9 protein-coding genes are annotated in these 13,526 nt (G+C 59.2%); 4 read left to right on the top strand and 5 right to left on the bottom strand.

Features of this window, described 5'->3' with window-relative positions; genetic code table 11:
- Positions 1-91 precede the first annotated feature (91 nt).
- From katG to O4G74_RS07395, 5 genes are all read right to left on the bottom strand, one after another.
- Positions 92-2,293 (bottom strand): catalase/peroxidase HPI, encoded by a 2,202-nt coding sequence (gene katG, locus O4G74_RS07415; RefSeq protein WP_269402001.1) that lies wholly within the window; start codon positions 2,291-2,293, stop codon positions 92-94.
- 178 nt (positions 2,294-2,471) lie between these two features.
- On the bottom strand, positions 2,472-3,476 hold the full coding sequence (locus O4G74_RS07410; protein ID WP_269402000.1) for a zinc-dependent alcohol dehydrogenase family protein: 1,005 nt from the start codon (positions 3,474-3,476) through the stop codon (positions 2,472-2,474).
- Positions 3,477-3,672: 196 nt separating this feature from the next.
- The gene (locus O4G74_RS07405; protein ID WP_269401999.1) at positions 3,673-6,015 is read right to left on the bottom strand and encodes a TonB-dependent receptor; all 2,343 of its coding nucleotides are present in this window, start codon (positions 6,013-6,015) and stop codon (positions 3,673-3,675) included.
- 225 nt (positions 6,016-6,240) lie between these two features.
- Positions 6,241-7,029, bottom strand: coding sequence for an enoyl-CoA hydratase/isomerase family protein (locus O4G74_RS07400; protein WP_269401998.1), 789 nt, complete (start codon positions 7,027-7,029; stop codon positions 6,241-6,243).
- 31 nt (positions 7,030-7,060) lie between these two features.
- Positions 7,061-8,545 (bottom strand): amidase, encoded by a 1,485-nt coding sequence (locus O4G74_RS07395; RefSeq protein WP_269401997.1) that lies wholly within the window; start codon positions 8,543-8,545, stop codon positions 7,061-7,063.
- Positions 8,546-8,672: 127 nt separating this feature from the next.
- Here O4G74_RS07395 and O4G74_RS07390 point away from each other — a divergent pair, with 127 nt between their 5' ends.
- The 4 genes from O4G74_RS07390 to O4G74_RS07375 all read left to right on the top strand — a co-directional run bounded on the left by O4G74_RS07390 (position 8,673) and on the right by O4G74_RS07375 (position 13,498).
- Positions 8,673-10,052 (top strand): L-serine ammonia-lyase, encoded by a 1,380-nt coding sequence (locus O4G74_RS07390; RefSeq protein WP_269401996.1) that lies wholly within the window; start codon positions 8,673-8,675, stop codon positions 10,050-10,052.
- 69 nt (positions 10,053-10,121) lie between these two features.
- On the top strand, positions 10,122-11,189 hold the full coding sequence (locus O4G74_RS07385; RefSeq protein WP_269401995.1) for an MBL fold metallo-hydrolase: 1,068 nt from the start codon (positions 10,122-10,124) through the stop codon (positions 11,187-11,189).
- Between the two features lie 205 nt (positions 11,190-11,394).
- On the top strand, positions 11,395-12,252 hold the full coding sequence (lepB, locus tag O4G74_RS07380; RefSeq protein WP_269401994.1) for a signal peptidase I: 858 nt from the start codon (positions 11,395-11,397) through the stop codon (positions 12,250-12,252).
- Positions 12,253-12,325: 73 nt separating this feature from the next.
- Positions 12,326-13,498, top strand: coding sequence for a GNAT family N-acetyltransferase (locus O4G74_RS07375; RefSeq protein WP_269401993.1), 1,173 nt, complete (start codon positions 12,326-12,328; stop codon positions 13,496-13,498).
- Positions 13,499-13,526: the final 28 nt, after the last annotated feature.

Raw genomic sequence — 13,526 nt, 5'->3', positions numbered from 1 at the left:
GGCGTCCGGCTCGATTTAATTGGTTGACCCAACGAAAAAGCGCCCCGGCCGGAACCGGGGCGCGTTCTGGTTTCTATCGCTGAAAAGCCGACTAGTTGACGTCGAAACGGTCGAGCATCATCACCTTGTTCCAGGCCTTCACGAAGTCATTCACGAACTTCTTCTCGTGGCCATTCTCGGCATAGACTTCGGCGATTGCGCGAAGCTGCGAGTTGGACCCGAAGACCAGGTCAGCCCGGCTTGCCGTCCATTTCAGGTCGCCGCTAGCGCGGTCATGCCCTTCATAGAGGTGCTCGTTCTCTTCAGAGGCTTTCCAGGCCGTTTCCATCTCCAGCAGGTTGACGAAGAAGTCATTCGTCAGCTGACCGACGCGCTTGGTAAGCACCCCATGCGGCTTGCCGTCGGAGTTCGTGCCGAGAACACGCATACCGCCGACCAGAACCGTCATTTCCGGCGCGCTGAGGGTCAGAAGCTGGGCGCGGTCAACGAGGAGTTCCTCGGCCGGCACAAGATAGTCAGGCTTCACGAAGTTGCGGAAGCCGTCTGCTTTCGGCTCAAGGAAGGCATAAGATTCAACATCCGTCATTTCCTGGGTCGCATCCGTGCGGCCCGGGGTGAATGGCACGTCGACATCATGGCCTGCATCCTTGGCTGCCTTCTCGACTGCGGCGCAACCGCCGAGCACGATCAGGTCGGCCATGGAGACTTTCTTCGAACCGGAGTCGAAACCAGATTTGATCTCTTCCAGCTTGGCAAGGACCTTGGCGAGCTGCTCTGGGTTGTTTGCTTCCCAGTTCTTGGCTGGTTCGAGACGCACGCGCGCACCATTGGCACCGCCGCGCATGTCCGAACCGCGGAAGGAAGCCGCGGAGGCCCATGCAGCTGACACAAGCTCGGAAATCGAAAGACCGGAAGAAAGGATTTTCTCCTTCAGCGACTTGATGTCGGACGCATCGACGAGGTCGTGATCGACTGGCGGGATCGGATCCTGCCAGAGGAGGTCTTCCTGTGGGGCTTCTTCGCCGAGATAGCGGGTCTTCGGACCCATGTCGCGGTGGGTGAGCTTGAACCAGGCGCGCGCAAACGCGTCCTCGAATTCCTGCGGGTTCTCATAGAACCGGCGGGAAATTTTCTCATAGGACGGGTCGATCTTGAGTGCGAGGTCGGTCGTGAGCATTATGGTCGAGACCTTCTTGGAGCTGTCATCAGCTGCCGGGGCAAGGTCTTCTTCCTTCACATTCTTCGGCTCCCACTGATAGGCACCCGCCGGGCTCTTGGTGAGCTCGTAATCATACTCGAACAGCATGCGGAAGTAGTTCATGCTCCATTCGGTTGGAGTTGGCGTCCAGGCGCCTTCCAGACCGGAGGTGATGGCATGGCCACCAACGCCGCTCTCGTGGGTGCTGTGCCAGCCAAAGCCTTGGGCTGCGATGTCGGAGCCTTCGGGCTCTGAACCGACGAGGGAGGCATCGCCTGCCCCGTGGCACTTGCCGAAGGTGTGGCCGCCGGCGATCAGCGCAACGGTTTCTTCGTCATTCATCGCCATGCGGGCGAAGGTATCGCGGATGTCGAAAGCAGCCTTCATCGGGTCGGGCTCACCGTCCGGGCCTTCTGGGTTCACATAGATGAGACCCATCTGGACGGCTGCAAGCGGGTTTTCGAGCGCGCGGCCCTCAGCGTAACGGCTGTTCGGGTTGTCCGAGGGGGCAAGCCACTCTTCTTCAGTGCCCCAGTAGACATCTTTCTCTGGCTCGAAGACGTCCTTGCGGCCGCCGGCAAAACCAAAGGTCTTGAAGCCCATATCCTCAAGCGCGACATTGCCGGCGAGGATCATGAGATCAGCCCAGGAAAGGCTGGCACCATACTTCTGCTTGATTGGCCAGAGCAGGCGGCGAGCCTTGTCGAGATTGCCATTGTCTGGCCAGGAGTTCAGCGGCGCGAAGCGCTGCTGGCCCGTGCCTGAACCACCGCGGCCATCGCCGACGCGATACGTGCCTGCGGAGTGCCAGGCCATGCGGATCATGAATGGACCGTAGTGACCATAGTCAGCTGGCCACCACTCCTTGGAATCCTTCAGCGCGACCGCGATGTCTTGCTTGACCTGCTTGAGGTCGAGCTTCTTGAAGGCTTCGGCATAGTCGAAGTCTTCACCCATCGGATCACCTGCAGGGTGTCTCTGATGAAGAATGTCGAGGTTGAGGAGCTTGGGCCACCACTCCTTGTTGGAGCGGCCCTTGAAGAGCCAGTGGCGCTCTTCACCGTGAATTACTGGACACTTGGCGTCGTCAGCCATGGTTGAATCCTTCCTTCTAACCTGTGCGTAGAACTGATACCGGACAGTACTCCATCAAGCAGCATCGAACAAATCAAAACGGCGATGATTACCTATAGGTAAAATCGATAGGTTGGCTTAAAGCAAGACAGGCCGGGGGTGCCGGCCTGTCTCGTGTTACTGCAAATTCCGCCTTGGATCAGATGTCCACAACAATCTTCCCGAAATGCTTCTGACTCGCCTGGTGCGCGAATGCGTCTGCCAGCTTTTCGAGCGGGAAATGATCGCTGATCACAGGCTTGATACCGGATGATTCGATGGCGGCGATCATGTCTTCCTGCGACTGACGCGACCCCACCGTGATGCCGGAGACGGTGATATTGGAGCTGAACAGCGCAGCTGTCGGCACTTCGCCGGAGATACCCGTCAGCACACCTATGAGAGAGATGTGGCCACCAATGCGGCAGGCCGCGATCGACTGGGCCATCGTGCCGGGGCCGCCAATCTCGATCACTTCATCAACGCCGCGGCCGCCCGTTAATTCCTTGGCCTTGGCGCCCCAGTCCGGCGTTTCCTTGTAATTGATCACATGATCGGCCCCGAGATCTTTCAGTTTGTCGAGCTTCTCCTGGGACGAGGAAGTCGAGATCACACGCGCGCCCGCGGCCTTTGCGAACTGAAGCGCAAAGATCGACACGCCGCCGGTACCCTGCGTCAGCACCCAGTCGCCGGGCTGGATGGAGTTCTCCACCATAAGGCCGCGCCACGCTGTCAGCGCTGCGCAGGGCAGGGTGGCAGCTTCAGCAAAGCTCCAGCCCTCAGGCATACGGGTCAGACCTTCTGCCGATGCTGCAACAAGTTCAGCCGAAAAGCCATCGATCCGGTCGCCTGGCACGGCCAGCATCTTGTCGACCTCGGGTGGGCCGTCGCGCCAGCCAGGGAAGAAGGTAGAGAGAACCCTGTCACCTTTCTTGAAGCGCGTGACCCCTTCACCGACTTCGACCACTTCGCCGGCGCCATCAGACATCAGGACCCGGCCATCAGGCGTTGGTATGCCGCCCTGCGCGACAACGAAATCATGGTAGTTAAGTGAGCTCGCCTTCACCCGCATCAGCACTTCGCCGGCCTTGGGTTTCGGGTCATCGCGGGTTTCGATCTGGATATTCTGCAGACCGCCCGGTTTCTTCAGGCTGGCAACTTTCATTGAGGCTCTCCCTTGTCATCGCTTGATTTGGGCAAGCCAAAGCATCGCTGCCCCTGCGAAAGCCAAGCGAAAAGCGGCGGAGGCAACGCATGCGCGTTCACCACAACAGTGGAGCTGTTGGTTGACGTCGCCCACGCGCAAATAAAAAGGGCGGCAGATCGCTCTGCCGCCCTTCTAATTTTATAGTGCTACCGGACTAGCGGCGGAGCGTGAACTCGACACCAACCAGACGGCCCTTCTTGAGCGGCGAGAACGTGCCGCCACCCGGGAATGGCTGGTAAGGGGTCTGCACACCGTTCGATAGCGGGCCAGGGAATGGCAGCTGCGTGTCGTTACCGGCCTGAACGCTGTCGAGCAGGTTCTGACCAAAGAGCGAAACGGTGAAGCCATCATATGGTGTTTCCCAGCTGATGTTCGCCGACAGCTGATGGGAATCCTGAATCCAGCCGAAGTTGCTATCGGTGTAGGCGATACGGTCGCGGTACTGATAGTTTGCGCGGCTGATCAGGGCGCCCATGTCACCAAGATCGATGTCATAGATTGCGCCGACACCATAGGTGACCGGAGGCACGCGCGGCAGGTCGAGACGCTGGTCAAGAATGTTGACTTGCGTGTCGCCAGAGATGTCAAAGCGGACATCGTCATAGCTCGCATCGATCAGGCCAGCATTGAAGTTGACCAGGAAGTTGTCGGTCACGGCAACGCGGCCTTCGACTTCAACACCGATGATGGTCGCATCAGCCGTGTTCAGGATGTTCTGAACGACGCCCGACGGGCCAGCGGTGTTCACTTCGCGCTGCATGTCGGCGATTTCGGTCAGGAAGGCTGCACCATTAAGCTGGATGCGGCCGTCTTCGCTGCCGGACTTGAAGCCGATTTCAAATGCGTCGACTTCTTCTTCGTCAAAGCCGAAATTGCCGCCCGTTGCTGGAACGATCTGGTTCAGGAAGACGCCAACATCGGTGATGCGGAAGTTGTAGCCACCGGAACGGAAGCCCTTGGTGTAGTAGCCATAGGTCTGGAAGTTGTCAGACCAGAAGTATTGCAAGCCAACTTTCGGGGTCCAGTTCGACCAGTCATCACCATCGGAGAAGCCATTCGGCTCCTGTGCTCCAAGCGCGCCGAGAAGGGCGTTGAAACCATCGGTCGGGCAGGTGCCATCAACGACAGAGCATGCGAAGCGCGGACGGATGAAGGTCACGTCTGCGTCTTTTTCTTCCTTCGAATAACGAAGGCCGACTGTTGCAATCAGATCAGGCGTGATCGAGTAGTCAACGTTTGCGAACGCACCATAGACGGTGTGGTCCTGCGAGCCGCCGCCATAGAACGCCCATGGAATGGACGCGGGAAGAGGCGCCGGGCGCGTGGTCGGCAGGTCGCGGATCTCGGTATAGTCGAGGGTCTGGTTGAAGTAGTAGACGCCGGTGGTTAGATCCACGTCACCGAACGTGCCAGCATAGCGCAGCTCGTTGGAGATCTGCTCCTGCAGGAATTCGGCGTTTGAGTGGAACAGGGTGAACGGCGTTGCGTCGATGTCGCTACCGGTGCTCAGGGAGTCGTATTCGCGGTAGCCGAGAATGTTGGTGATCGTACCGTTGCCGAAGTCGACATCATAGTCAGCGCGCAGCGATGCGAAGATGGTTTCGGCTTCGCCGGTGCCTGGGCTGTTGATCGAGAAGTCGAAGCTGTCGCGATCGAAGTAGGAGCGGTTCTGGCCGGACGGGCCGTCGACGCGGCTGTCGGTGTACTCAGCCTTCGCGAGGAATGTGAGGCGGTCGCTAGCGAACCACTCGAGCGCGCCGCGATAGATCGCGACCTGTGCTTCGCCGTGATTGTCGCCGTCATTCAGGTTTTTGAAGTAGCCAGAGTCGGTGTTGTAGTAAGCACCGATCTTGCCGTTCAGGACACCATCGATCAGCGGGCCGGAAACGGTGCCCTGGATGGTGGAGTTGAGGCCACCGCGATCATCGTCGATCGGGCCGTCAAAGGTTGCCTGTGCCTTGTAGCTGAACTCGTCGGTCGGGTTGCCCGTATTGACGACCAGCGCACCACCGGTGGTGTTGCGGCCGAACAGGAGGCCTTGTGGGCCGCGCAGGACTTCAACGCTGTCGAGGTCGAACAGGTCGACGACAACGCCGTTGTTCACACCGAGATAGACGCCATCGATGAACACGCCAACGGCTGGGTCGATCGACGGGATCGACGAGTTCACGCCGAGGCCGCGGATAGCGAAGTTCGCCGTGCCGCGTGCTGTACCAACGTCATCGAGCGAGACGTTTGGCGTAGAATAGGAAAGGTCTTCGAGGTTCGCGACATTCAGCGCGTCGAGCGTGTCTTCGTTGAACGCGGTGACAGACACTGGAACGTCCTGGACGTCCTCAACGTTCTGTTTCTTCGTTGCCGAGACGGTGACCTTCTGAAGGACGCGGTCGACGGCGGACTCGCGTTCTGCTTCAGGAGCTTCCTGAGCGATGGCAGGAAGTTGCGCGAGGATTGCGGCAGAAGCCGCGGTCGCGAGGAGGAATTTGCTGCGTTGCATTAAGTTTAGACTCCCAGATCGTTATTTTTGTGTTTTGCGAGGCGATAACCCCAACAGTCATTGGAGATCGCACCGCAGCAAGGCATAAAGCGCGCTGCGGCAAATTCTCAATGGCAGAATTCAGCGTTATGCAAAAATACTTCACTAGTGATGTTTTGTTGCATCACTGTAGGGAAGCATAGACGTCAAAAAATGCATTGCAGCATAGGTTCGCGGCGGAAAATTCTAGCCTGAGGGGAATTCCGCTGTGCGTTTCTCGAGAAACGCGCTGTAACCTTCGCGAAAGTCTGCACCGGCAGCGCCTTCAACCATGTATTCAAGAAGTTCATCGTCGCTCGCATTACTTGCGATTTCGCTGACCATCTTCTTCAACGCTTTCACAGACCAGGAGGAGTTAGCGGCGATGTCCTGGACTGTCTGTCGAGCTGCCTCGAGTGCGCCGCCCTCGCCAGCGATTTCGTTCACCAGCCCTAGTGTCAGCGCCTGAGCTGACGAAAACCGGCGCGCGGAAAACAGCATATGTTTGGCATTCGACGGTCCGACCAGTTTTACTAGGCGTCTTAGGTCGGCCGGCGGGTAGACAATGCCCAGTTTCGCTGGAGGTAGTCCGAAAGCTGCATTAGCCGACGCAATCCGGATATCGCAGGCGACCGCCAGCGCAACCCCGGCGCCAAAGCAACTCCCGTCGATGGCGGCGATGACAGGTTTGCTGCATTTCTCGATCGCAGTCATCGCTTCGCAGATGATGGCAGTGGTCTCACGCGTGCTTGCTTCGTCAGAATAGATCGTCTCGAACTCAGAGATATCCACGCCGGCCGCGAAATGCCCGACATCGCCGCCGTGAATGATCAATGCCTTCGCCGCGCTATCGGCGTCTACCGTCCTGACGAGGACGGGTAGGGCCGCCCACATGGACATGCTGAGCGCATTGCGCCTGGAAGGCGCATTAATAACGATCTCCGCAACGCTGCCTGAGCCTGCAAGAAATACGGGGCGTTTTTCCGGTGTGGACATTGGCCACCGCTTTCAGCTTACAGGCTCGCCGTCAAGTCGCGATCAACTTCGGTCGCCTTGAAACCCACGGCTGCGCTTGCTCCAGTTCATACGCGAGCGCCAGAAGCAATCCGTCATCGCCCTGCCGGGCGGAAAACATGGTGCCGATCGGAAGTCCGCCTTGCGACCAGAACAGGGGTACGCTCATCGAAGCGCCGCCGGAAACGTTCATATAAGGTGTGTAGGCAACGTAATCGGTGACCGATTTCATGACGGTTTCGAAGTCGCCGTCGGGGGCCTGCTCCCCAATCTTTGGCGGCAGCTTGGTAACGGTTGGCGAGAGCAGAACGTCAAACTGGTCGAACCAGTTTGCATAAACGTCAGAGAAGGCTTGAAGGTCGGCTACGGCGTCGGCGAATTCTCCCTGGCGCTCGCTGAACAGTTTGGCCAGCCCCAGCGTCCACGGCTCAATCGTATCAGGTGACGGCGGCGCGCCGAGCACACTGGCCGCATCCTGGATGAATTGCGCAGCCCCGGCTGCCCAGAACAGGATAAACTGGTCCTGGAACTTCCGCGCATCGACGGGCAATGCCCACTCGATCACCTCGTGGCCAAGTTCCCGGCATAGCTTGGCAGCCTGCTCGGTCGCGGCGCGGACTTCAGGATCCAGCGAAGCATCTGTTCCCGGCTCAGGCGCAAATGCGATCTTCAATCGGCGGGACGACGGCCCCTTGATGTCACCGATCTTGGGCAAGGTGTCGCCCGTTTCGGCAGCGGCAAACAGTGCTGCGCTATCACGTACGGTGAGCGTCACAGCGTGATTGACGCTAAGATCGACAGGCGCATTGCTCTGAGGGGACGCAAGAGCTCCGCGTGAGGGCTTTAAGCCAAACAGGCCGCAACATGCCGCAGGAATGCGGATGGAGCCGCCGCCATCGCTTGCATGCGCAAACGGAACGACCCGAGCCGCGGTAAGCGCAGCGGCCCCACCTGACGAACCGCCCGGTATACGCGAGAGGTCCCATGGATTTCGTGTAGGCCCGGTCACCAGTGGCTCGGTCGACGAGATAAGACCCATCTCAGGCGTTGTTGATTTACCGATTGAGACGACCCCCACCTCCCGCCAGCGCGCGGCGAAAAGCGAATCGTCTTCAGCCAGATTTCCGCGAAAGGCGCGGCTGCCATACATGGTCGGGGCGCCTTTCCAGTTCACAAGATCCTTGATGGCTGTTGGTACACCGCCGAACGAACCAGCAGGTGCCGCTGCAGCCCGCGAGCGGGCGAGGTCATACGTCTTGGTCGCAAGAGCATTTATGGACGGGTTCACCGCCTCGGCGCGGGCAATTGCCGCTTCGGTCAACTGGAGGGAGGTCGTCTCGCCGCGCGCGATCATCTGCGCCATGGCTACACCGTCGAGATCTGCCGACCCGGCGCCGGCCGCCATGACAGTTGCTGGAGCACAGGCCTTCGCGAATGGCAGAAAGGCGGCGAGCGTTGTGCCACCTGCCAGAAGGCGGCGGCGTGTCATCATGGTCATCGAATTTCCTCCCGGGTCAGCCTCTGTCGGGCCATGTGTGCGCCAGCCTGCGTCGGTCTTGCCGCAAAGGCAAGCAGGTTATAGCCCGGTAGGCGTTTCGTTTTTTCGCGCATCGGACGTATTCTTCATGCTGTCAGTTCTTGACCTTTTTCGTATCGGGCTTGGCCCCTCAAGCTCTCACACTGTAGGTCCGATGCGCATTGCGCGCCGCTTCCTGCAGGAGGCAGATAGGGCAGGGAAACTGGAGGGCGCGGTGCGGGTCGAGGTGTCGCTTCAAGGCTCCCTGGCGCTTACAGGTGTCGGGCATGGGACCGACAAGGCCGTGATGCTCGGGCTTGAAGGCATGCAGCCAGAGACGGCGGACCCCGTCGAAGCCGAATCGCGCTTCCGTGAGATCGTCCAGGCCAAGACCATTCGCCTCGAAGGTGGCCCGCAGATTGATTTCAATCCGCTGAAAGATCTCAAATTCTGCACGGATATCGTACCGGACCTGCACCCCAACGGCATGGTGCTCACAGTCTTCGGCGCAGAAGACGCAAAGCCTTATTCGCGTGAGTACTACTCGACCGGCGGGGGCTTCATCGCGTCCCGCAAGCAGCTGGAGAAACCAACCAGCGGCGACATGGTCGCTAGCGCGCGCGGTGCGCCTTATCCGTTCCACTCTGCCGAAGAGCTGATCGGCCTCTGCAAAACGCATGGCTGGCGTGTGGATGAGCTTGTCCTGCATAATGAAGACGCGCGAAGAGCGCGCGACAAGACACAGAAAAGGCTCGATAAAATTGCACAGACCATGATGGAGTGCATCCGCAATGGCCTGAAGTCCGAGGGTACGCTTCCAGGCGGTCTCGATGTGAAGCGCCGCGCGCCTGACCTTCACCGGCGCCTGGTCGAAAACCCGGGCTCAAATGAACGCGAGCAGCTGTTCGACTGGCTCAATGTCTATGCCATGGCCGTGAATGAGGAAAACGCTGCAGGCGGGCGTGTTGTGACGTCGCCGACCAATGGCGCGGCGGGCATATTGCCGTCTGTGATGCGCCACTATTGCTGTGACGACGATAAACTGGACCTCCCCAAAGCGCGGCGGTTCCTTCTGACGGCCGGCGGTATCGGTCTTCTCTACAAGCAACGCGCCTCGATCTCCGGCGCAGAAATGGGCTGTCAGGGAGAGGTTGGCGTTGCCTGTTCCATGGCGGCTGGCGGTCTTGCCGCAGTCTGGGGCGCTGACGCTGAAACCGTTTGCGTGGCGGCCGAGATCGGCATGGAGCACAATCTCGGCTTGACTTGCGACCCGGTTGGAGGACTCGTCCAGATCCCATGCATCGAACGTAATGCCTTTGGCGCGGTGAAGGCCGCCAACGCTGCGAGACTCGCGCTGCAGGGCACCGGGCATCACAAGGTCAGCCTTGATCAGGTCATCGAAACGATGCGCCAGACGGGCAATGACATGTCCAATAAGTACAAGGAAACCAGCACGGGTGGCCTCGCTGTGAACGTGATCGCCTGCTAGCAGAAATGATAGGGTCTTCCGCGCGGTCATGGATTGGTGAAGGGTGACTCGCGTGTCACCATTACCAGTATGGATGGCTTAGAAACGAAAACGCCGGCAAGGCCCGGCCTGACATACCCCTTCGATGAAAACGTGCCCGAACAGGGCGAAACGACAGAGATCATTCCTGGTCTTCACTGGGTTCGCATGCGCCTGCCCTTTTCGCTGGAATGGATAAACCTCTGGCTCATTGATGATGGCGAGCGCGGCTGGACCATTGTCGACACGGGCATGCCCCTGCCTGAAACCAAGGAGGCCTGGCGCAAGATTTTCGAGACCTGTCTCGGCGGCCGGCCAGTCTGGCGCGTCATCGTCACCCATATGCACCCGGACCATGTTGGCAATGCTGGGTGGCTCACCCGCAAATTTCCCGGCGCCGAACTCTGGATGAGCCAGCTTGAGTATATTTCCTGCCGGATGCTCGTTGCTGACACAGGTCGCGAAGCCCCGGCTGCCGGGACCGATTTCTATGTCGCTGCAGGCTGGGATGAGGCGCAGGTCGAGACCTATCGCAGCCGGTTCGGGCGTTTTGGCAAAGGCGTCAGCCAGATGCCGGATGCGTACCGGCGCCTCGTCGACGGCGAGATAATCAGGCTTGGCGGACGCGACTGGCAAATTGTGACTGGGAATGGTCATTCACCCGAACATGTCTGTCTTTACTGCAAGGCTGAGAATGTCATCATTTCCGGCGACCAGTTGCTGCCGCGTATTTCTTCCAACGTCTCCGTTCATCCGACGGAGCCGAAGGCCAATCCACTCAAGGACTGGCTGCAGAGCTGTAACAAGTTGAAGGCGACAGTCAGTGACGACGTTCTGGTTCTGCCGGCCCACAATACACCCTTCCGCGGCGCCCATAAAAGGCTCGATCATCTCATCCGCGGTCACGAAGTGGGTCTGAAACGTCTCGCTCAGCGCCTTGGCGAGAACCCAAGGCGTGTTGTCGATACCTTTCCTGCACTCTTCGGACGCAAGATCGGGGAGGAATCGCTCTCCCTCGCGACGGGTGAAGCGATGGCTCATCTCAACTATCTCATCGCCGCAGGAAAGGCTGTCGTTGAACGGGACGGGGACGGCGTGGACTGGTATCGCGCAGTGTAAACTCTCTGCGAAGCAGACCGGACACATGTCATGAAGAATCGCAGAAGCGGCCAATGATCTACTTGACCGCGGCCCCGTCTGTGCTCAAAGCCATGACCGTTCGGAACCTTTGCGGTACCCGGCAAGTAATTGTTTTCGAAGCCGGACGCTCACAGCGCCCGCTGCAAGGGGTCTCCATCAGCCTGTCATGAGCACTTCATCCGACATGACTGAATCAGAGCCCGAGGACAACCGGACGCTTAAGCAGAAAGTGCTGCACGAACTTCGGGAATGGGCGGTCACGCTGCTCATCTTCATTCCGGCGTTCTACGTCTTCTCGTTCCTGATCTACGAACAGCGCGTCATTCCGTCCGAAAGCATGGTGCCGAACCTCCAGGTTGGTGACCGCGTGGCCGTCAACAAGTTTGCTTATGGCTATAGCCGTTACAGCCTGCCCTGGGGTGCCTGGCGACTGATCCCGCAGGGCGAGGGCAGGGTGCTCGGTGGCCAGCCGGACCGCGGCGACGTTGCCGTCTTCATGCATCCACACACTGACCGGGTGATGATCAAGCGTATCATCGGCCTGCCGGGTGACCGGGTGCAGATGGTCAATGAGCAGCTTTACCTGAATGGTGAGCCGATTGATCGTGAGTTCATGCGCAGTGTAACTTACCGTCCGCATGATTTTCGGGGCACTGAAACGGCCCGTGAGTACCGCGAGACGATTGGCGACAAGTCCTGGCTGAGCCACCAGTGGCAGCAGGGACCAAGCCAGGTTCGCAGTCTCGACAATACACCTGTCTTCGACATTCCGGAGGGGCACTACCTCTTCATTGGTGACAATCGTGACAATTCCGAGGATGGGCGCTCCATCACGGGTCACTGCCCGGTTGGCGAAGATGGTGTTATTGATGAAGCTGGATGTGAACTTGCGCCCGGCGTGTCTGCAGAGCGCGCCTCTGTCGGCTTTGTTCCAGCTGAGAACCTGATCGGCCGCGCGGATACTGTCCTCCTGTCGACCTACTCCTGCGCACGCGCCGATGCGGACCCGTGTATGAAAAAGCGCCTCTGGAGAGGACTCTAGACCTTACTCCTTACGCCCGAATTCTGGCGCAATGTTTGCAAAATCCTAATCCGTATCTGCTTGAAGGTGCGGCATGGAAAAGATCCGCTTTCGTCTCTTGCGTTTTGAGAGTGTGACCGAAGACATCTGGTCGCAATTCCACGCGCTGCGCGATGCGCGCCGGCGCTATGATGACCCATTTTTCGACCCGGACTATGCACGGCTTGTTGCTGGCGTCCGGCCCGATGCGCGTCTTGGGCTCGCATTTGAAGGTGATGAGCTGGTCGGCATCTGGCCCATTCACCGGCGCCCCGGCGCCTGGGCGCGTCCAATCGGCGGTCCGTTTTCCGACTGGCACGGGCCCGTCCTGTCAGCAGACACGGATCTTACCGCACACGCTTTCCTTCGCGGGATCGGCGTACTCGGAATGTCGAGCTTCGGCTGGCTCCCACAGGACGCCGAAAGCGAGGGGAGACTCACCGTCGCCGGCGCTAACATGAGTGACGTCAGCGGCGGCTGGGACGGCTTCATGGGAAACCAGGGCGAACGCTGGCCAAAGCACTTCAAGAAGATGCGCCGTCTTGCACGCAATATGGAGCGGGACTTCTCCGAAGTCGAATTCCGCTATGACGATCAGTGCGACGACACGTTCAGCCGGCTGATCTTCCTGAAGCGAGAGCAGTTCCGCCGCACCGGCCGCCACGATGTGCTCGGCACGGGATGGGCCCAGCAATTACTCGATGCCCTTCGCCACCAGAAGGATGAGAGATTCCGATTGAGGCTTGTCAGCCTTCATCTGGACGGACAGCACGCGGCTAGTGAGCTGGTTCTTCAGTCGCGCAACGTGGTGCATGGCTGGATCACTGCCTACGAAGCCGACTATGCGCAGTATTCACCCGGCAACTTCGTTGTTCAGCACATGCTTGAAGAGATGGCGAACCGCGACGGTCCGAAAATCTATGATGCCGGGCCGGGCCTTGATCACTACAAGCGCCATTATTCCAACTTCCAGCTGCCCGTCGGATCAGGTGTCGTGCGCAGCAAGGCGCTCGCTATCCGACCGGACCGCGTTCTCGGCTACGCCTGGCGGACAGGTGAGCAGACGCTGGATGGCCGCCTGTCTGATGTCATGAAATCTGCTCGCCGCCGCCTCGATCAGGTTTGTATCAGTGAGATCAAACCCACGGGTCGTCTCATCGGGATCGGAAATTCCCTTCGGCGGACTGCGGCAGCTCTTGATCTTGCCGACGGTACTGCGTCCCGTTAAGCGCTTCATCTGTTGAGCCGGTTGCGCG

Origin of the sequence: Henriciella marina (assembly GCF_027213945.1) — a bacterium.
Lineage (GTDB): Bacteria > Pseudomonadota > Alphaproteobacteria > Caulobacterales > Hyphomonadaceae > Henriciella > Henriciella marina_A.
The sequence above is the reverse complement of the archived record's forward strand: the minus strand, read 5'-3'. Positions and strand labels throughout refer to the sequence as shown.